A 19,376-nucleotide genomic window follows, 5' to 3' on the forward strand; every position below is an offset into this window, starting at 1 on the left:
TTTTCAAGCCAACTCAGTGTATTATGTACGCAATACAGATGGAGTGGATCATGAAAACAAAATTACTGCTTGTAGCTTCAGCCGCATTAACAGTTTCGGCCTGCGGCTATTCGGTCATGGATGCGGCGGAGGATATTTCCGGATCGGATAACGGCCTTGCCAACGGAACCAAGATTAGCACCGCTAATACAAAAATTGGCGCGTTTACCGAACTCGAAGGTGTCGGACCGGACAATATCATCTACGTCGTCGGCGACACTTTCAGCATCAAGGCCGAAGGGAATGACGAAGCCCTCGCCACCTTGCGCTATAAACTGGAAGAAGGTTCACTCCGCATTGGTCGCACCAGGGGCAAATGGTTCGGCAACAGTGCCAATGCCGCCAATATCACAATCACCGCCCCGTTCCTCGACAAAGCCGCAATGGCGGGATCGGGTGACTTTACCGCAGACGCCATGACGGCCGACGGCCTTGACCTGTCCATTGCCGGATCGGGCAACATCAAAGTCGGCGCGCTTACCGGTAAAAAGCTCGACGTCAGCATCGCCGGTTCGGGCGAAGCAACACTGGCCGGAAAAGTTGACAAAGCAGAATATTCCATCGCAGGCGCAGGCACCGTAGATGCTGCCAAGCTAGCGACTACCGACGCCGAAGTGTCCATCGCCGGATCGGGTGACCTGAAACTGAACGCCACAGGTACAGTGGAAGTCAGCATCGCAGGTAGCGGCGATGTCGAGGTGACTGGCGGAGCAAAATGCACGACTTCAAAAATGGGGTCGGGCAACGTCACTTGTTCATGAGCAGTTTTTGGGACAAGCATGTTGTACCCAGACTGATCGGCTGTGCCTGCCGACAGCCGGGCATCATGAAAAGCCGCGCCAAGATAATTCCCCAAGCATCGGGCGATGTCCTTGAACTGGGCTGTGGCGGCGCGGCCAATCTGCAATTTTATGATTGGTACAAGATACGCAGTCTTTCAGGCATAGATCCATCCGCAGAATTGCTGGAACGTGCCAATGCGGAATTGATGCAACAGGGACGACGGGCAAATTTCATAACTGGCATTGCCGAGGCTCTGCCCTATGCAAGCGGCAGTTTTGACACCATTGTCACGACTTTCACGCTGTGCTCGGTGCAAGACCCGGACGCCGCTCTGGCCGAGGCAAGGCGGGTCCTTAAACCGGGTGGAAAGCTGCTATTTGCCGAACATGGCCTTGCTCCGGATTCGGCTCCTGCCAAATGGCAGGAACGGATCGAGCCTGCATGGAAACATATCGCAGGCGGTTGCCATTTGACCCGTCCAGTAACAAGCGCCATATCATCCGCAGGCTTTGCGACCAATGCGACGCAAGGGCAATATATGAAAAGGACACCGCGATGGCTGGGCTGGGTCGAATGGGGCGAGGCGCGATTGGCTTCTTAATATCAATTATATGTGTTGGCAGTTCGTCGATGGCTCAAACCAACAAGCCGATTGAACGCAAATTATTGGTCGCCAGCTTTGAAAACATCGTGGTGATCGGCGATATCGATGTCACCATCGTGACCGGAAAGTCACCCTCGGCAATTGCCAATGGGGACAAGCGTGTGCTTGAATCGCTCAAGCTGGAGCGGGTCGGCACGACATTGCGCGTCCGGTTGCAAAACATAATCAACAACAACCGCGGCGTTCCCATCACCGCACCCTTGCAGCTAAAGCTGACAACGCAAGATATCAAGGACATCACCCTAAGCGGAAATGGCAAGCTTAATATATCAGAAGTGCGGCAACAGAATCTCGCACGGATATTGCTGTCCGGGAATGGTTCGATCGATATCGGTAAATTGGTAGCTGACCAGTTTACCGCTAATATCATTGGTAACGGTAAAATCCTTTTGGGCGGTGGTGACATCAGCGATGGGCGAGTGACAGTCGATGGATCAGGATCTTTCGAAGCAGAGAAAGTATCCATGCGAAAGTTGCACCTTGAACATATCGGCAATGCTGTTTCAACCGCAACTGTCCGGGAAGGAACCGATATTTATAATCGTGGCTCCGGCAAAATCAGCATAAGTGGCAAAGGCACTTGCTTTATAAAACAGGCTGGCGCGGCAGCTATCAACTGTGCAAAAATAGACACTGGTTCGAGCAAATGAAGTGCGAAGAATTCATGAAATATGGCGGCTTAATTTTCGCATTGGCGATATCAGCTTGCACACTGCCAGCTAATGGAGGCAGCAAAGCCAATGCTTGTGCAACCGGTGCAGCATTGGCACCATCCGCGGCCGGGCTGTCGCAAACACAGTTATGTATCACCAGCGGTACCAAGAAACACACCTTCACTGTCGAAATTGCGCGCAGTTCGATGGAACAAGCCAAGGGCATGATGTTCCGAACCGAGCTAGCAGATGACGCAGGCATGATTTTTCCATTTCCTGAGCCGAAGGTTGCAAGTTTCTGGATGAAGAATACCGTCATTCCATTAGACATCATCTTCATCCGCGAAAATGGGACAATCGAGAGCATTGCGGAAAATACTATCCCTTATTCGACCGAGCCGGTGAGTGCCGGTGAGCCTGTCGTCTCCGTTCTCGAATTACGGGGAGGACTGACCTTTGAACTTGGCATCAAAGCGGGCGACAAGGTCATTTGGCAGGCCAAATAGGGATTGCACACGCGACCGCTTCGCCCTAATCGCACAAGCATGGGAATTCTCGGAAAAATCTTCACCTGGTGGGACGGCGCCACCATTGGCACATCCATCTATAGCTGGCGCAAAGGCAAGCCGGTTGGGCAGGATGATGCCGGAAACAATTATTATCAGTCCGTCGATGGCAAGCGCCGCTGGGTCATTTATAATGGTGCAAATGACGCAAGCCGGGTCTCGCCCGACTGGCATGGATGGCTGCATGGAACCCATGACGGGGAACCTGAAAGCTACTTGCCGCCCGTCCGGGGCTTCAAAACTGCCCCGGTTCCGAACCTGACGGGCACTGACAGTGCCTATCGTCCAAACGGTGCCATCGAACATGGCGGCCGTCGCGCCCGCGCTACCGGTGATTATGACGCGTGGAGTCCCGACGCATCATGACGCTGCTTCGCGGTCTGATGCTGATGCCATTTTTGGCAATGGTGGCTGCGTGCGGATCGCCAAAAGAGAGTGACGATGCGCTGGCCCCGGTTAAATCCGGAAAAGCGCAGGTAACGCGTGATAAAATATCTGTTTCTACCAGCACAACATTGGGCACACCGATGGCAGAACGCGTCGCGGTTCTGGGAATGCTGAACAAACGCAACGGCCAAACCCGCGATATCGAGTTGAAGCCGGGGGAAGCCATCAGATTTGGCAAGGTCGTAGTAAGAGTGCGTGCTTGTGAAAAAACGGCCCCTTGGGAAACGCATCCAGATGAAGGGGCATTCGTCCAGCTCATAATCAACGAACGTCCGCAAGGCACAACACAGCCCGAGCGCTGGCGTCAGGTTTTTTCGGGATGGTTGTTCAAGGAAAATCCCGCCGCAAATGTCGTTGAACACCCCATTTATGATATTTGGGTCAAAGCCTGCAAAATGACCTTCCCCGGCGAGGAAGACGAAGAAAAATCCTCTGGTGTCGATGCAGCACCCGAAGCCAAAAAGCCATCAAGCGCGCCCCAGTCACCCGCCCCAGAAGCCCCTGCTGCTGATGCAGCGGGCGATACTGAAAATACTACAGAAACTTGAAAGTCGCGCCCGAGTGCTTCTTCCAGAAGCACCAGATAATCGACCTGGCTGATTTCGATTGCGCCCAAACTTTGCAGATGATCGGTAATAAACTGGCAATCGAGAAGTACGAAACCGCCAATTTTTAGTCGTGCCACAAGCCACGCCAAAGCGACTTTTGAGGCATCGGTCGCGCGCGAAAACATACTTTCGCCAAAAAATGCCCGGCCCATCGCCATGCCGTAAAGTCCGCCAACCAACTCGTCACCAACCCAGCATTCGATGCTATGGGCATGGCCGCGTTGATGCAATTCGCAAAAAGCATTTTCGATGTCCGGGTTTATCCAAGTATCCCGGCGATCCTCGCGCGATTCAGCGCAGGTCGCAATTACCCGAGCAAAGGCAGTATCGGCTGTTACCCTAAACCGATCTTGCCGGATCGTTTTGGCCAGGGACTTTGACAATTTGAAGCCGTTCAATGGCAATATTGCTCTTTGTTCGGGCTCAATCCAGAATGTATCGGGATCATCTCTGGCATCCGACATCGGAAATATCCCGCTGGCATAAGCGCGCATCAGTAAATTCAGGTCGATGGGCAATAGCGATCCTCTGCTGCTTGGCAATTACGCCTAATATCCTATCTCGAATTGCACCGGCGCATGCAATGGATTATAGAACACAAATTAGCCCCGGCTGTGTTGAGTCCGTATAGGACCTTCACTGCCGGGGCCTATCATTTCTAGGTAAGTCAGGGACCATATATGACCCGCCGTCGCAAAATCTATGAAGGCAAGGCCAAGATCCTTTATGAAGGTCCTGAACCGGGCACGATTATCCAATATTTCAAGGATGATGCGACCGCATTCAATGCCCAGAAAAAGGGTACGATTTCCGGTAAGGGCGTCATAAACAATCGCGTGTCAGAACATGTTTTTACGCGACTGTCGCATATCGGAATCCCGACCCATTTCATCCGCCGCCTCAATATGCGCGAACAATTGGTCCGGCAGGTGGAAATTGTTCCTATCGAAGTCATCGTACGGAATGTCGCCGCAGGGTCTTTGTCGAAGCGGCTCGGTATCGAAGAAGGCACGCCTTTACCGCATACCCTGCTTGAATATTGCTACAAAGATGACGCTTTGGGTGATCCGTTGGTCGCCGAGGAACATATCGCCTGCTTCGGATGGGCGACACAAGAAGAGATGCAGGACATCAGCTCGATGGCCATCAGGATCAACGATTTCATGTGCGGTATGTTCGCGGCGATTGGCATCCGGCTTATCGACTTCAAACTTGAATTTGGCCGATTGTTCGATGGCGATTTTTCACGGATTATCCTGGCGGACGAAATCAGCCCGGATGGTTGCCGCTTATGGGATATCGAGACCGGGGAAAAACTTGATAAAGACCGGTTCCGCCGCGATTTAGGCGGAGAGGCCGAAGCATATCAGGAAGTGGCCCGCCGTTTGGGACTGATGCCCGACGAAAACGAAGGGGCGGTTCTCGACATGGTTAGCCATCGCCTTCGCAAGGGGAAATAAGCCGGGGTGCTAAAGTGCGGAATTTTGGGGTTAGCGCTATCGGCTTTGCTGATAATCGCTGCGCCTGTGTCTGCGGCATCGGGAAAGGCCCCTGAGGGGGCGGAACGGACGGCTCCGTGGAATGCCGAAACGTCTAATCTAGAACCTGACCCAAGCATAGTTTATGGGAGGCTTTCCAACGGGTTGCGTTATGCTATCCGACCGAACCAAAGGCCTGAAAATCAGGTCATTGTCAGAATGGCGATCGACTTCGGGTCTGCCGCAGAAGCCGATGACGAACAAGGGCTCGCCCATTTTATCGAGCATATGGCCTTTAACGGGACGACTCATGTGCCCGAAGGCGAAATGGTCAAGATGCTCGAACGGCTGGGGCTATCTTTTGGCGCCGACACCAATGCGTCCACGGGCTATACCCAGACACAATATAAGCTGGACCTGCCGCGTGCTGATACATCTTTGATCGAGCGCGCACTCTTCCTGATGCGGGAAACTGCCAGTGAAGTTCTGTTCAATGCCGGCGCAGTCGATAGAGAACGCGGTATCGTGATCGCTGAAAAGCGCGAACGGGAAAATTATGGTTTTCAAAGTGCACGTGCCGCCAACGACCTTTTCTATCCCGGAACGTATTACGCAACCCGGTATCCGATCGGACAACAGGAAATACTGGAAACCGCCCCGGCGGAACGGATGCGCGCGCTTTACAAAAAATGGTATAGGCCGGACCGCACCAGAATTATCATCGTGGGCCCTATCGACGTTGGCGCAATCGAACGGGAAATAGTTCGTAAATTCGCCGATTGGGAAAATAAAGACCCGGCCTTACCCGATTTTGACACGTGCACCATCGACACAAATCGCGGCGGAGCCAGCAGCTTTTTTGTGCATCCGAAAATCGGGGAAGCCATCAACATTCAGCAATTCATTCCGGATCAACCCCGTCCCGATACAGTTGACCGTGCGTTGTTAGACCTGAAAATGCAGATCGCGTCCTCTATCATCGCCCAACGGATGAGCCGCAAGTCGCGGGAGAATGATGTCGCATTTCTGGGTGGCGGAACGAGTTTCGATGTCGGCTTTTGTGACCAATATGCACGTATCGGATTTGGTGCATCTGGAAAAGACGGAAGCTGGCAGGAATTGCTGCCATTTGCCGAACAGATTGTCCGTCAGGCCACCCAATATGGCTTTAACGAAACCGAAATTGCCGAACAAATAAAGCGGCTTGATTCTGCCTTTGATAATGCGGCGAAAAGCGAAGCTACCAAACTCAGCGTCACATTTGCCAATGAACTGGCCGGACTGGACGACGATGTTCTGAATTCCGCCGCCTATCGCCTCCTGCTTTGGCGACAGTTGCGACCTTTCATGACAAAAACGGCAATCGACAGCATTTTTTCGCAATGGTTTGGCAAGCTGGAGCAGCCAATCATATTTTACACCACAAAAAAGGATGAGGGTTTTACCGGCGAACAACTGCTCACCCAGTTTACGGCAAGCCGCAATGTGGCGGTCGCGCCTCCGGCGGCACGAAAAGAGCAGCTATTCGCCTATACCGACTTCGGTTCGGCAGGTATCGTGGTCAGCGATATCACCGTTGCTGACCTCGGCATCCGTACCCTGAAATTTGCCAACGGTGTTTTGCTCAACATTAAAAAAACCGATTTTGAAGATAATAGACTGCGTTATTCCCTGCGAATCGATGGCGGTGAATTGCATTTCGGTAAGGACCATGCCGCAATGGCCGCTTTGATGTCCGGCGCTTTTGTTTCTGGTGGCCTCGAAGCGCATGATGTAGAGGATTTGCGTTCGTTGCTGGCGGGTACAACCGTTTCCGCAAGCTTAAGTGTAGCCGATGAATATTTTGGTAGCTCAGGCTCCATCGCGCCAGCCGACCTTGAACGACAGTTACAGGTTATGGCGGCTTTTACAAAATATCCCGGCTATTCGGACAACGCACTTCGTTTATTTCAGCGGCCATTGCCCGAATTTTACGCCCGGCTTGATGCAACGCCAGGTTCGGTATTGGGTGTATCCTCGATCAAAGTCATAACCGACAACGACCCGCGTTTTAGCATTGCACCCCTTGCAACGATGCAAGCTCTCGATTTTGCATCACTCAAGTCGATCCTGGGCGACGCCTTGACAAAAAACCCGGTCGAAATCGCGCTTGTAGGCGATATTGACGAAGACGCTGCAATTGCGAGCGTTGCCCGCACCTTTGGTGCCCTGCCCCACCGCAGTTCCGATAAAAACGGATATACCGAACAACGTAAAACGGCGTGGAACAAAGCCGGTGGGAAGTTCGACCTGCCCCACAAAGGTGAAGCCAACCAATTGGGCTGGCGCAGAATATGGACCACGACTGACGACAGTGACCAGAAGACCAGCCAAGGCATGGATCTGCTCGCGCGGGTCATCACTTTGCGGCTGACCGATGAGTTGCGCGAAAAGCTAGGCGCGACTTATGGCGGCGGTGCCAATTCATTTATGTCGGGCGTGTATCCGGGCCGGGGAACTTTCACCATCGGCACAAGCGGCGATCCCAAAGATCTTCCGGTAATCGAAGCAACTGTAGATGCGATCATATCGGAAATTCTGGCAAAACCGGTCGAAGCCGACCTCTTCGAACGGGCTCGCAAACCAGTGCTGGAAAGTTATGCCGACTGGAAAAGGCAAAATGGCACATGGATCGGCATCGCCTCAATTGCCCAAAGCAAGCCGGAAAGGCTGAACCGGTTTCGTAAAAGCGAGGATCTGTTCAAATCGATCACAGCGGACGATATATGGCAATTGGCAATTAAGTGGATCGGCAAGCCGGCGCCGTTTACGTTCCGGGCTTTACCCGACGAATTGGTCGATAAAAATGCGGTGAACTCTCTGGAGGTAGGCAACTAACGAGGTTCGGGGCATTACATCCCTATCCTCTGGTTTTATAGCCGCAGACAATACCCAAAATGAACGCGATAAACAGTCCCAGTTGAACCTCATCATTGGGCACACCACTCCAGCCGAGCATTTCATGCCCGAAAGCAAATAGCCCTATAAACATCGCAGTTGCCAGCCCAACCATAGGTCCCTCCGATCAGCGCAATTACTTCCACGAACTAATTGTGGTGAATGCGCTTAAACCCATTACCCTCAATACAGCATTGCCTAACATGGTTAAAATCTGGTTATCGGACACCTGCCCTCTTGTTTCAATTCGCGTGCCTTCTATAGGAAACGCAAGACAAGCAACACAGGTGAGTGCCATGAAAACCCGCGTCTTCGTAACCTTAAAAAATGGCGTGCTTGATCCGCAAGGCAAAGCCATTCATCACGCAATCGAAAGTCTCGGTTTTTCGGGCGTAAATGATGTGCGCGCGGGCCGACTTTTTGAAATCGAACATGAGCCGGGCCTTTCGGCTACCGATATAGAAGCGATGTGCACCAAGTTGCTCGCCAATATGGTCATCGAAAACTTCGAGATTGAGCAGGCCGCCTGATGCGCGCGGCCGTCATACAATTTCCCGGTTCAAATTGTGACCGCGACATGGCGGTGGCGATACGTCAGATAACCGGCGCTGATACGCGCATAATGTGGCACCGCGAGACGGAGCTGCCGGAGAAGCTGGACCTGATAGCCATTCCCGGAGGATTTTCTTACGGCGATTATCTCCGTTCAGGCGCAATGGCGGCGCGGTCGCCAATCATGCAGGCTGTGGTTGCTACTGCGCATCGCGGCGTGCCTGTATTGGGCGTGTGTAACGGTTTCCAGATATTGACCGAGGCCGGCCTATTGCCCGGCGCATTGATGCGTAACGCAGGAATCCGCTTTGTCTGTCGTAATGTGCAATTGACGGTCGAAAACAGCCAATCGACTTTTACAAATCAATATGAAGCAGGCCAGTCAATTATCTGTCCTGTCGCCCATCATGACGGTAATTATTTTGCTGATGATGAAACCCTTAACCGTCTTGAAGGCGATGGCCGAATTGCATTTCGTTACGCCGAGCCTGTAAACGGTTCAGCGCGCAATATTGCCGGAATTCTGAATCTTTCGGGGAATGTCCTAGGTATGATGCCCCACCCCGAACGCATGATTGAGCCACTGCAAGGTGGATCAGACGGCCGCAGGCTCTTTGAAGGACTCATCCGCGAGATCGCCTGAAACATCAGGTTCGGGTTCGCGCAGCTTCCTTTGCGGTGGAAACAGAAAACGTCCAAGCACCACAATTACTGTTGGCCAAAACATTGTATTATAAAGATCGTGGACCGCAGCATCGATCGTTGCCTCGGCGGGAGCCACACCATGAAAGTCGGCATATTCGTTAAACAATTCAGCAATCAAAACAATAAACCAGCACCATAAGCTATCCGGTCGGCGTCGAAGCAGTACGGCCGAAACGAATAGAATCAAAATCGAACCGTGAATGTGCATCGCATCATTGGTTAAGCCGACAAAATCAGTCAGCCAGATTTTATAACCGATCCATTGATCGGCCAATTTCTGTAAGATTTCCTGCATCATACTTTCGTCTTGAACGGGGAGAAATCGGTGTCCTGGTCAAAAATGTCGACACCTTCTTTATTCTTCAGCCATCCGACCACCAGATACGTAACCGGCGTCAGCACCACTTCCCAACCCACTTTCAACAGCCAGTTGGTTATCATGACAATAATGACTTGTTCGTTCGACCACACCCCCCAAAAGGCAAGCGGATAGAAAATCACGCTATCTACCCCTTGGCCCACCACCGTGGAGCCAATTGTCCGTGTCCACAAATGCTTGCCAGCGGTCCAGACTTTCATCCTTGCCATCACATAGCTATTGACGAACTCGCCTGCCCAAAACGCGGTTATGGACGCGGCCACAATCCGCCAGACCTGACCAAAAACCGCTTCATAAGCCGCTTGCCCTTCCCAACCGGACGCGGGCGGCAGGGCAACGACAACCCAGCTCATGAATGCCATAAAAATAAGACCTACGAAACCGGCCCAAATCACCCGGCGCGCGCGGGCGTATCCATAGACTTCGGTTAAAACATCACCGATCACATAACCGAGAGGGAAAAACAAAATTCCGGCACCAAAAACCCATTGTTCCCCGCCAAGTGTAAGGGCAGCCGGCTTGGCCGCGCCTATAACGTTGGACAGCAACAGCACAGCAACAAACGCGGCCATGACAAAATCATAATATCGAAAGTGGCGACCGGTCGAAGCACTGGCGCTTTCGGCGATAATTGAGGTGTCTTGCATATTTGTCGTCATAAGCAGCTTTGCAGGCGCGCGCAAAGTGGTTATTGCGCTCCACGGCGCGCGCCCTTAGCTCAGCTGGATAGAGCGCGAGACTTCTAATCTTGAGGCCACAGGTTCGACTCCTGTAGGGCGCGCCACGCAGTCCTTAAAATCACAGTTATCCAGAGACTTTTGATGCATAGCGCCAATTACGGCGGAGTTCTGCGGGCTTCCGCCGGTGCAAAATTCGTCCAGAAGCCAAAACGGTCTCTGTTGCGATCTCATTTGGCAAAAAAATAGGGCCCGTCTCAGGGGCCCAAAAAACAGACTTCTGTTGGATTGTCGGAAGCGGTCAGCCGAATCCGAGCGTGCGCTTCTGTTCAGCCCACGCGAGGGGGAGTTCGTTGGCAAGGAGCTTGGCTGGTGTGAGTTTTAGTGGCTGCCGCCCGTTAACAATTGCGGCAACAATATCGGGGTCGAGGCAAGCCAGCTTTGCAATCTTCATCATCCGAACACGGCAGCGGCCTTGCTCCGCGGCGAGAATAGGGATTGATTTGCCTGGGTTATCGGTGATCTGCGCCATGATAGTTCGTGATTCAGCAATTAGCGCGATCAGCTTGTCATCTCGCATCTGAATGGCGTCACCTGATGATGGCGCAGGTATGACAAGTCGCATTGCTTTCCCGCGGCGCAGCCTCATAGCACGACATTCGATTGCCAGGTTTAAGTGAGAGGGTTGGACCGTGCTGTCGGCCCTAACAATGTTGAGCAAGCCGCGGTTGTCTACCCTGGCCTCCACACATTCGCCAAGGCTGGTTACGGTCAAATCGGATTTGACAGCACGCGCAATTTCTTCGGAACGGATTTGCAAGGTGCGGTTCAAAAGACTTCGGAAGCCGAATGGGATGGGAAGCTGATCACGGCCTCCGGTGGACTATCATATGCGATCCCGGCTGGCCGACTGAGCATTCGTCCATCGGCGTCGCTGGATTATTACCGCCTTACCGAAGACGCGCATCAGGAAACTGGCGGCGGCGATGCAATTGACCTGTTTGTCGAAAAGCGACGTAGCGACGAACTCGCTCTGAATGCCGGACTTGCCGTGGCCTATGATTTTGGTGAAGTCGAAGATGGCATCGGTCGTCCGCGTATCGAGATCGAAGGCGGACGCCGGCAGATCCTGAGCGGCGACCTCGGAGCGACAATCGCGAAGTTCAAAAACGGCACCAGCTTCACGCTGACCCCTGAAGAACGCACGAGCGGCTGGACCGGTGCTGCACGTCTCTCTGGCGGAGGCGAAGGCTTTCGTATCGGCGGTGAGGTCAATGTTGAAGAACAACAAGACAACGTAGTTGTGGGTGCCCGCGTCTCGCTGTCGGCTGCGTTCTAAGAGCTATCAGTCGGTAGTTTCTTCGTCCGGGTCGCACTTACGGAAGACAGGGCTACCGACTGCTGGGGGAGTTACCGGCATTGCGCTGCAATGCCGGTAACTTTTCGGCGCGGGTAAAGCGCGGTGGATTCTGTCACCGGACGGCCTGGCCGACGGCCATCCACCCCGTTAATCCGTCAGGCAGCGCCGAGTCTCTCATTGCAAAATTGTGCGCCGCCGCACATAATCCGGAAATATTGACCGCAGGTGTTACGATGGGACCAACCGAATTGGGACCGACCGGGCTTAAGGACATTCACAAGGAATGCCTCAGGCTCGCCGGTCGACATTATAGTTCCAAGGAAATTGCTCGTTTGCTGGGCATCTCCAAACATACCGTCGATCAGAGACTGCGTTTTGCCACCCGGCAGATGGGGGCTGCATCGAGGTTCGAGGCTGCCCGTCGCTTCTGCGACGACGACATAGGGCAGATCGCACAACGATCCGATTTATGCGATCCGGTATTATACGACACGGCGTATATTCCGGTTAACGCCGATGGCGCTAGGGATGGTGGGCCGGGTCGTGAAAAGGACCTGCTCTCCGGCACAGCAAGCTCGAAATTACACGATGCGCAGACACCATATATGTTCGGTGACGCGTCGAAGATCGAGGCGCTGTTTTCCGTACCGGTCCCAACTGGGAAAGCGCCGTCATCGCCGCTTAGCCTGCGTGCAAAGTCAGTGATCATTGTCGGCATCGCCGCAATTTCGCTTCTGGCCTTCGCAGCAGCCATAGCCGCGTTAGAGGTTCTCTCCCGCATTTAATCAAAGGCAATATTGCCTGATTTTGGAAGCACTGCGTGTGCTGAAAGGAATTGTCATGTCTGACCGTCGAGCCGATTTATCCACCAAAATAGCCGTCGTACGGGGTGTTGCAGCCAAGCTCCATGCAGCAGAAGAAGCCATCGATCTCGCAATCATAAAGCTGTCCGAACTGAACAGCGAACTGCCGGCAGCGCGGATGGAAGCCAGGCTCTCGGCAACCGTCTGCCAGCCCGCCTTCGATCTGTCGGCTCAGGCTCTGCATTCGCTGATCGAGTGCCGCAGACAGACCGTCGAAGCCCATGAAGTCCTGGCTGGCACCCAGCGCGATATCGGGCTCGGCGCTTATGCCATGGGCGATGGCTGGAAGATTTTCGAAAAAGGCCAGGCCGAGCGGCTGACGCTGGTGACAGAGCAGGCTGCCTGATCGCCGTGCACACCCTTGACCGGCAGGCCCGTACATGCTGATTTAGCGGCATGTTATGGGGCATGATCTTCTGGCTGCTTTTTCTCTCGGCGGCGGGTTATGTGCTGGTCAGGGGCGACCACCAGAAGCGGGCGGCAATCGGCGTCATGATTGCCGGCATACTCGCGACCACTCTCGTTTACGTGACAGGAAGTCATAAATGGCTCCCCCTAAATATCAGCGTACTGGTGATCGATGTGATCGCGCTTCTGGCGTTCATATGGATCGCGGTGCGCTCGCGCGAAGTCTGGCCTCTTCTGCTCGTGGGCTGGCAACTAGCCGCAGTGACAATTCACATAGCGAGCAGTTTTGCGCAGAACCTGCTGCCCAGGGCCTATGGGATCAGCCAGGGAATCTGGGCCTATCTGCAGTTCGGGACAATATTCGCAGCTACCATGCTGGCACGCCGCAAACAGAAGTAGACCTTCTGCGAACGGTTCTCGGACCCGACATCGGCGACGAAAAACTCCGCGCGCTCATTGCGCGCTTCGGCAATGCGGCAAGCCTGTATTTTGTGGATCTGCACGAGCTCACCGAGATCATTCATGACCCGCAACAGGCAGCAAAGCTCAAAGCGATTCTTCAGATTGCCGCTGAAATCGGCAAGCCGACCACTATCGAACATCCGGCGATCAAAAACTGCGTCGATCTCGTGCACTATCTGCAGGCAACGATGGGTGATGGCCGGGTCGAGAGCTTCCGCGTGCTGTTTCTCGATGCCCATAACAGGATCATTGCGGACGAGCTGCTCTGGAGGGGCACCGTTTCAGAGGTTCAGGTATATCCGCGGGAGGTCATGCGCAGGGCGCTCGAGCTGGACTGTTCGGCGTTTATTGCAGCCCATAACCACCCGAGCCATGCGGTGCTGCCAAGCCAGGCCGATATTGAGATGACGCGCAGGCTTCTTACCGCCGCCGACACACTCGGCATTGCATTTCACGATCACTTCATCGTCTCCTCCAGAAGTTATCACAGCATGCGATTTCACAGGTCGATCGATCCGTGGGGATGATCCAGCGGCCACATCATTCAATTTACCAACGGCTTAAGCCGTTACCAGGGAACAGATATGGGTGACGATGCATGGGCCAGTCGTGCGGCTTTGACCGGACAGGACAATAAGAACCCGCGCTGGGTCAGTGCTGCTCGGGCCGAGCTTGCTGCCATACTGGCATGCGGCCATTTCAGGAAAGCGCCGAAGCTGGAGCGACTGCTCAGCTATCTTGTCGAGCAGACGCTGGAGGGTAAGGGCGAACTTCTCAAAAGCTATGTAGTGGGCGTCGACGGATTGGGCAGAACTCCCGATTTCGATCCCAATATCGACAGCTATCCAAGAGTGCAGGTGCTGCGGCTGCGCAAGATGCTCGAAGGTTATTATGCGCGGCATGATCCTGTCGGCGACATGTGCCTGTATATTCCCGGAGGAAGCTATGGCGTCCGGCTGGCACGCCGGGCAAAGGCCTATCCCGAACTGATAAGTTCTCCCGGCGAGACCCGTGCCGGTAGCAGCCGGGTGCCGGAATTTCCCGCACCGGCAGAAGCGAACGAAAATACCGTCTCAATCAGCCATGCACAGGATATCGAAGCTCGCCCGGTCTTTCAGCCCGAGGGTCGGCGCCGCAGCTGGCCCGAATTCCCATGGGCGCTGTTTGCGCTACTGACGCTGATCGCAGGACTTGCAGGCGGCTATTATCTGTGGGGCAACGCTGCGCCTCCTGCTGCGAAAGTGAGCGCGACAGCCGAACGCCCCATATTGTTCCTCGAGCGACCCGGCTCAGCGTCCGATACGCAGTCGCAGGCCATTGCTGGGGAAGTCCATGCCAAACTTGCCGACAGCATCAGCCGCTCCTGGGTGGTGCGCCTGCTTCTGGACGAACCGGGAGCCGCGGCATCGCAATCAGGAAAAGCCAGCTACCGTCTGGCGTTACAGCTGGGTGAGCCGCAGGCAGGCGAACGCTCGCTTTACCTTAGACTGACCGACAACCGCAGCGATGAGCTCTTATGGTCAAGTAGCGCGAGCTTCGATTCTGTGAAACCGCTTTCGGACAATCTAGGCAGGAGCATCGTACAGCTGGCCGGACCATTTGGCATGATCGCCGCCAGAGAAACAAAAGCCAGCAGGCGCGTTTACGGGCCCGGATATCCCTGTCTGCTCGGCTATCTCGATTTTCTGAATACGCAGGATATGGCGCTGCGTTCGCAGCTTTCCGACTGTCTGAAAGTACCGATCGGCGACGGCCGTCTCGATGCCGTTCGTCTCGGCCTATTGTCCTTCCATGTCGTCGAGACCGCGCCACTGTCGGGCCGGAGCGCTGCAATGGGCAATGCGCTGTCGCTTGCGCAACAGGCGATACGGTCAGATCCCAAAGAGGCTTACGGCCATTTTGCGATGGCCCGTATCTATTTCGTGTCGGGCAATTGCCCAAAGGGCGTGCTGCATACCGGTCACGCCGCCGAAGCCAATCCCTATGACCCCGTATTGCTGGCAGTACTTGGCAATTTTTCCGCGCTGTGCGGCGATCCCCGAGGTGAGCAGCTGCTGGCCCGGGCGTTCGCGGTCAGGTCACCTGGCGAATCCTATGCCCGGCTCTCGCTCATCCTCGCGGCAATACGAAGCGGGCGAACCGATTTGCTGGGTTCGCTGTCTGCCGAAGCCGAAAACATCCCCGGCACAAACCCTGCCTACCACCATCTGTGCGAAACGCTGATTGCCGCTGCATCGGGTGACCTGCCAGGAGCAAGGGCGCAATGGCAAAAATTTGCTGCGGTTTCAGCTGCACCTGACGGCACGCCGGACGAGATGATGCAGCCGCTGATCCTGTCGCGGCAGGTGCGTGACCGCACGATCGCCTATCTGCGGCTCATGACCGTGCTGCCTCCTGCATGACCGAGATCTGCCGCTTTACCAGCCGTTACAATCGTTAATCGAAATTAACCCAGTTACAGTTCAACTACTATATATAGTGGTCATTATCCATTGACTAACAAGATGCGACCTAATTTCGTTCTGCAACCGTGTAAAACTGCGCAATGATGCCTTGACCGGTCATTATCCCTCTCATGGAAGCACTGTCTGCCGCCACTCCACCTGTACTGGTCCTACGTGGGTGCATCATGGGCGCAGTCGCTTTCGCATCTGCGCCGGGGCCTTTCCCACTTCCACAGGCTCCGGCGCAGATCAATATCGAGAAAGCAGACGCACGCGTGGAAATCCTCAGTCCAATTATCGTCAGTTCCCGTCTGCTCACCGATGGCCGGAGCACAGAAATCTCGATCAATGGAACACGGCACCCCGTGCGGAGGCGTCTGGTTGGGGATCGGCTGACTTCGGAGCGACCCGCGACATGGCAGTTCATCATCGATTTGCCATGAGCCAATATTCGCAGATCCTCATGGCAGCGCGCGCGCTGGCTTTACCGGTTTACGCAGACTGGCTGCGGCAGCTTGTAACCATATTTCCACTGTGCCTGATGCTGATCAGCCCTTCGGCAATGGCCAGCCCGGACGTCAGAATATCGATGACCGGACAGGTCATTTCCGACCCGGTGAGCAGTAGCAATCCGAAAACATTGCAGGGTTCGATCGTCGAGTTCCGGACGCAGGTAACTTATTCGGGGCGTGAAGCACTCGACAGCGACAGCCTCGTAATTGTCAATCGCGTGCCGCCAGCATTGAGTCTGGTTGTAACAGAAGCCGGCCCCGACAACAGCAGCCCGTTTCTGTTCATCGAGGGTGACCGGCCGAGCGAGTTAAGCTGCCATTTTCACGCGCTGGATGACAGCAGCGACTGCATCGAGTTTTCATCCGACGGCGGGGCCAGCTTCGACTATCGTCCGGCACCCGATCTGGCAGGCGTCGACCCTTCGATCACCCATTTACGGTTCCGGCTCCGCGGCAATATGAAGGCGGCTTTGCCTGAACCATCCTTTTTTATTCTCAAGTACAGAATGAGGGTCGATTAAACATGCTCGATAAATATTCTCCCCCCGTATCCACGTCCGTCGCGCTCGATTTTGTCATCCCAGTGACTGACAGCGGCCTCGATAAACTGCCATCGGACCGTAGGGAGAGCCTGCGGCACCGCGCCGTAATGCGTGCCGCCCGCCTCTCGAGCTGCATCCACAAGGTCGAAGGCATGGGCATCGTGCGCAACATATCAGAAGGCGGCATGCTGGTTCAGAGCAGTCTGAGTTTTGAAACCGGCGAGCATGTCGTGATTTCGCTGCTCGACGGCGACCGGATCGAAGGTGAGGTCGTCTGGCAGGATGGCACTGAGTTCGGTATCAAGTTTTGCAGCTGGATTTCGGTCGACGCGGTCCTGGCCAGGTCGGATGCGGACGGCGGCAAATTGCGCCCGCGTCCGCCACGAATCAATATCGACCGGCCGATCCTGCTTCGGACTGGCTCTGTTCTAGCCGATGCCCGGCTGTGCGACATTTCGCAGCGCGGTGCCAAAATACAGTTTTCAAAATATCTGCCGATCGATTGCCGGGTACAGATAATCCATGACGCACTTCGCCCGGTAGGCGGCTGCGTTAAATGGCAGGCTGGCGAACAGGTCGGGCTTGAATTCCATCGGACACTCAGCATCGAAGAGATGACAGGCTGGTCGGCAGCCCGGTAAGCAACAGCAGCAGATGTGCTGACATGTCAGGGCGCTGGCATCAGAGCACGAGCGGGCGTTCCGGGCGCTGGGCGGATAAGACGACACATCGCGGCAAATTACCTGAATCCGCCTCCAGGTAACGTATGAACGAAGGTCCGCTTAGCACCAATGGCGCCCTCATACCGGACTGTCGCCTACGTCCAACAAAGCAGTCAGCGCTAGCCGACCTATTCATTACGCAACTTTCTATTTCGGCGGAGCTCGTCCGGCACGTAAGGCGTAGGTGGCATAAGATTGGTTCTGCAAATCTGGAGTGGCCTGCGCGCATTTGGCAAAGCCGGCTATACGTGCATTTAAGTTCTATTTGAGGGCGACGACCGTACTTGCGCTCATAACTGACTAAGGGATGTGTTCCCGGAGCTCAATTTAGTTTGGGGTCAACAAATCCAAATGCCCGACCCCAAGTGCTGTCGATAATTCGTAAAGCGTAACGATTGCTGGATTTCGTTGGCCGTTTTCCAGCCCGGAAATATATTGCTGGCTGAGCCCCGACTTTTCCGCAAGCGCCTCTTGTGTCAGGCCCTTTTCCTTCCGGATGCGGGCTGTGTTCTCCCCAACAAGTTTGCGCATGTCCATGCACAAAGCATTGGCTTTGAATGCGAACCGAGTTTATCAACTATAATGTGTATTTGATGGAACGTGTAATGGGAGGCGAACGTGCGGTTACATGGGCTGGCGAGCACTTTATCAATCGCGGGAGTGTTGCTTGCTCACCCCGTTCAAGCTGCTGACGACACTCAGCGTTCGGCAAAGCAGGAAAAAAAGCGGCTTGCCGCCATTGCCAAACTAACGCCGTCGCAGATTGCAGGCACCGCGAGCATCAAGGATGATCCGTTAGAGCCGCTGGTCACCATAACCACAGAGGCAGCGTTCCGGTGGAAGGGTGGGTTTACCGACCCGGTCCGGGCAGACAACATGCTCCGAGCCATTCTCGACCGGCCGACCGTCACAGCGAATTACCAACTGTATCAGACCATCACATACTCCGGTAATTGGCGCAGGTATGACCGCGCAAATATTGCCTTCCCTAGCGGGCTCAAGACAATTGCACTTACTGTTATCGATCGCCGGGTTGTAACTTGCGCCTACGGGCCGTGCGTGCTTGAGGAAACCGTCGGCTTCAATTTGAGCGAAGACGATATCGACGCGCTTGCGGCATCGTACGAACAAAATCCTAAAGCCACGCTGAAATTTCGTTTCAAGTCGGCTACCAGTTTCGACTGGAATGATGACCTGCCTGCTGTTGAGGTTGTTGGGTTGCTTCAGGCCGTCGAGAAATGGAAGCGTTCTAAAGGCCTTGTCACTCCATGATTAGCTCGGGCCGAAGCAACAGTTGAGATCTGCAATTGCGCCCATTGTCCCATTCTTACAGTCCGTGCGTCCATTCCGTCATTGTTATGGTCTGGCCGAATGCCAAGGTGGATGTCGACCCAGCCGGTTTCCATCCGGCGTTGCGATAGGGCTGCCCGGCGCAGTCCCCATATGCTGTCGCAACCGCATTTTTATAGCCCATCGTCCGGGCCCGTTTGATAGCCTCCGCAATGAGAGAGGCGCCGATGTCGTTTTTCAGAATACGCAGGCGCTCGGTCAGCAGCTCAACGTGCATAACTCCGT

At 54.5% G+C, this 19,376-nt stretch carries 25 protein-coding genes, 1 tRNA gene and 1 pseudogene; 21 read left to right on the forward strand and 6 right to left on the reverse strand.

Going from position 1 to position 19,376, the window contains the following annotated elements:
* Positions 1–50: 50 nt before the first annotated feature.
* The 6 genes and pseudogenes from ACEW72_RS09910 to ACEW72_RS09935 form a co-directional block, all read left to right on the forward strand.
* Positions 51–800, forward strand: coding sequence for a head GIN domain-containing protein (locus ACEW72_RS09910; protein ID WP_373476215.1), 750 nt, complete (start codon positions 51–53; stop codon positions 798–800).
* Positions 797–1,423 (forward strand): class I SAM-dependent methyltransferase, encoded by a 627-nt coding sequence (locus ACEW72_RS09915; RefSeq protein WP_373476216.1) that lies wholly within the window; start codon positions 797–799, stop codon positions 1,421–1,423. The genes ACEW72_RS09910 and ACEW72_RS09915 overlap by 4 nt, the downstream gene beginning before the upstream one ends.
* A 29-nt stretch (positions 1,424–1,452) precedes the next feature.
* Positions 1,453–2,136, forward strand: a complete 684-nt coding sequence (locus tag ACEW72_RS09920; protein ID WP_373476217.1) for a GIN domain-containing protein — start codon at positions 1,453–1,455, stop codon at positions 2,134–2,136.
* Positions 2,133–2,645, forward strand: coding sequence for a DUF192 domain-containing protein (locus ACEW72_RS09925; RefSeq protein ID WP_373476218.1), 513 nt, complete (start codon positions 2,133–2,135; stop codon positions 2,643–2,645). Before ACEW72_RS09920 ends, ACEW72_RS09925 begins: the two co-directional genes overlap by 4 nt.
* 39 nt (positions 2,646–2,684) lie before the next feature.
* On the forward strand, positions 2,685–3,071 hold the full coding sequence (locus ACEW72_RS09930) for an NADH:ubiquinone oxidoreductase subunit NDUFA12 (RefSeq protein ID WP_373476219.1): 387 nt from the start codon (positions 2,685–2,687) through the stop codon (positions 3,069–3,071).
* A 188-nt stretch (positions 3,072–3,259) separates the two neighbouring features.
* Positions 3,260–3,484, forward strand: a pseudogene (locus tag ACEW72_RS09935) (DUF2155 domain-containing protein); the annotation flags it as partial.
* Positions 3,485–3,519: 35 nt separating this feature from the next.
* On the opposite strand, the gene aat reads toward ACEW72_RS09935, so the two are convergent.
* Complete coding sequence (gene aat, locus ACEW72_RS09940; RefSeq protein WP_373476238.1) at positions 3,520–4,254, reverse strand: leucyl/phenylalanyl-tRNA--protein transferase; 735 nt, start codon at positions 4,252–4,254, stop codon at positions 3,520–3,522.
* A gap of 186 nt (positions 4,255–4,440) precedes the next feature.
* Between aat and purC the strand changes: the two genes are divergently transcribed.
* The 4 genes from purC (at position 4,441) to purQ (ending at position 9,370) form a co-directional block, all read left to right on the forward strand.
* Positions 4,441–5,220: a phosphoribosylaminoimidazolesuccinocarboxamide synthase gene (gene purC / locus ACEW72_RS09945; protein WP_373476220.1), complete on the forward strand. Its 780-nt coding sequence runs from the start codon at positions 4,441–4,443 to the stop codon at positions 5,218–5,220.
* A gap of 66 nt (positions 5,221–5,286) precedes the next feature.
* Complete coding sequence (locus tag ACEW72_RS09950; RefSeq protein WP_373476239.1) at positions 5,287–8,115, forward strand: M16 family metallopeptidase; 2,829 nt, start codon at positions 5,287–5,289, stop codon at positions 8,113–8,115.
* 356 nt (positions 8,116–8,471) lie between these two features.
* On the forward strand, positions 8,472–8,705 hold the full coding sequence (gene purS / locus ACEW72_RS09955) for a phosphoribosylformylglycinamidine synthase subunit PurS (protein WP_373476221.1): 234 nt from the start codon (positions 8,472–8,474) through the stop codon (positions 8,703–8,705).
* Complete coding sequence (gene purQ, locus ACEW72_RS09960) at positions 8,705–9,370, forward strand: phosphoribosylformylglycinamidine synthase subunit PurQ (protein ID WP_373476222.1); 666 nt, start codon at positions 8,705–8,707, stop codon at positions 9,368–9,370. Before purS ends, purQ begins: the two co-directional genes overlap by 1 nt.
* Here purQ and ACEW72_RS09965 read toward each other — a convergent pair.
* Positions 9,323–9,730, reverse strand: a complete 408-nt coding sequence (locus ACEW72_RS09965) for a hypothetical protein (protein WP_373476223.1) — start codon at positions 9,728–9,730, stop codon at positions 9,323–9,325. The two genes, purQ and ACEW72_RS09965, sit on opposite strands and share 48 nt — an antisense overlap.
* Positions 9,727–10,470 carry a queuosine precursor transporter gene (locus ACEW72_RS09970; protein WP_373476224.1) on the reverse strand — a complete coding sequence of 248 codons (744 nt, stop codon included), beginning with the start codon at positions 10,468–10,470 and terminating at the stop codon, positions 9,727–9,729. The genes ACEW72_RS09965 and ACEW72_RS09970 overlap by 4 nt, the downstream gene beginning before the upstream one ends.
* A 48-nt stretch (positions 10,471–10,518) precedes the next feature.
* Between ACEW72_RS09970 and ACEW72_RS09975 the strand changes: the two genes are divergently transcribed.
* A tRNA-Arg gene (locus ACEW72_RS09975) sits at positions 10,519–10,595 on the forward strand.
* 194 nt (positions 10,596–10,789) lie between these two features.
* On the opposite strand, the gene ACEW72_RS09980 is transcribed toward ACEW72_RS09975, so the two are convergent.
* Positions 10,790–11,113 carry a hypothetical protein gene (locus ACEW72_RS09980; RefSeq protein WP_373476225.1) on the reverse strand — a complete coding sequence of 108 codons (324 nt, stop codon included), beginning with the start codon at positions 11,111–11,113 and terminating at the stop codon, positions 10,790–10,792.
* A 51-nt stretch (positions 11,114–11,164) separates the two neighbouring features.
* Here ACEW72_RS09980 and ACEW72_RS09985 point away from each other — a divergent pair, with 51 nt between their 5' ends.
* The 9 genes from ACEW72_RS09985 to ACEW72_RS10025 all read left to right on the forward strand — a co-directional run bounded on the left by ACEW72_RS09985 (position 11,165) and on the right by ACEW72_RS10025 (position 17,720).
* Entirely contained in the window at positions 11,165–11,827 is a 663-nt protein-coding gene (locus tag ACEW72_RS09985) for an autotransporter outer membrane beta-barrel domain-containing protein (RefSeq protein ID WP_373476226.1), read from the forward strand.
* 80 nt (positions 11,828–11,907) lie between these two features.
* Positions 11,908–12,633: a helix-turn-helix transcriptional regulator gene (locus tag ACEW72_RS09990; RefSeq protein WP_373476227.1), complete on the forward strand. Its 726-nt coding sequence runs from the start codon at positions 11,908–11,910 to the stop codon at positions 12,631–12,633.
* A 55-nt stretch (positions 12,634–12,688) separates the two neighbouring features.
* Positions 12,689–13,057 (forward strand): hypothetical protein, encoded by a 369-nt coding sequence (locus ACEW72_RS09995; RefSeq protein WP_373476228.1) that lies wholly within the window; start codon positions 12,689–12,691, stop codon positions 13,055–13,057.
* 50 nt (positions 13,058–13,107) lie between these two features.
* Positions 13,108–13,518 (forward strand): hypothetical protein, encoded by a 411-nt coding sequence (locus tag ACEW72_RS10000; protein WP_373476241.1) that lies wholly within the window; start codon positions 13,108–13,110, stop codon positions 13,516–13,518.
* A gap of 56 nt (positions 13,519–13,574) precedes the next feature.
* Positions 13,575–14,108: a RadC family protein gene (locus ACEW72_RS10005; protein WP_373476240.1), complete on the forward strand. Its 534-nt coding sequence runs from the start codon at positions 13,575–13,577 to the stop codon at positions 14,106–14,108.
* A gap of 57 nt (positions 14,109–14,165) precedes the next feature.
* Entirely contained in the window at positions 14,166–15,983 is a 1,818-nt protein-coding gene (locus ACEW72_RS10010) for a tetratricopeptide repeat protein (RefSeq protein WP_373476229.1), read from the forward strand.
* Between the two features lie 173 nt (positions 15,984–16,156).
* The gene (locus ACEW72_RS10015; RefSeq protein WP_373476230.1) at positions 16,157–16,468 is read left to right on the forward strand and encodes a hypothetical protein; all 312 of its coding nucleotides are present in this window, start codon (positions 16,157–16,159) and stop codon (positions 16,466–16,468) included.
* Positions 16,441–17,058, forward strand: a complete 618-nt coding sequence (locus ACEW72_RS10020; protein ID WP_373476231.1) for a hypothetical protein — start codon at positions 16,441–16,443, stop codon at positions 17,056–17,058. The genes ACEW72_RS10015 and ACEW72_RS10020 overlap by 28 nt, the downstream gene beginning before the upstream one ends.
* Positions 17,059–17,060: 2 nt before the next feature.
* Positions 17,061–17,720 (forward strand): PilZ domain-containing protein, encoded by a 660-nt coding sequence (locus ACEW72_RS10025; RefSeq protein WP_373476232.1) that lies wholly within the window; start codon positions 17,061–17,063, stop codon positions 17,718–17,720.
* 408 nt (positions 17,721–18,128) lie between these two features.
* Here ACEW72_RS10025 and ACEW72_RS10030 read toward each other — a convergent pair whose 3' ends face one another.
* Complete coding sequence (locus ACEW72_RS10030) at positions 18,129–18,338, reverse strand: helix-turn-helix domain-containing protein (RefSeq protein WP_373476233.1); 210 nt, start codon at positions 18,336–18,338, stop codon at positions 18,129–18,131.
* A gap of 81 nt (positions 18,339–18,419) precedes the next feature.
* Here ACEW72_RS10030 and ACEW72_RS10035 point away from each other — a divergent pair, with 81 nt between their 5' ends.
* Positions 18,420–19,073 (forward strand): hypothetical protein, encoded by a 654-nt coding sequence (locus tag ACEW72_RS10035; RefSeq protein WP_373476234.1) that lies wholly within the window; start codon positions 18,420–18,422, stop codon positions 19,071–19,073.
* A gap of 55 nt (positions 19,074–19,128) precedes the next feature.
* Here the strand turns inward: ACEW72_RS10035 and ACEW72_RS10040 are convergent.
* The coding region (locus ACEW72_RS10040; protein ID WP_373476235.1) for a hypothetical protein at positions 19,129–19,376 on the reverse strand (248 nt) is incomplete at its 5' end.

This window comes from Sphingorhabdus sp. (assembly GCF_041737645.1).
Taxonomy (GTDB): Bacteria; Pseudomonadota; Alphaproteobacteria; order Sphingomonadales; family Sphingomonadaceae; genus Sphingorhabdus_B.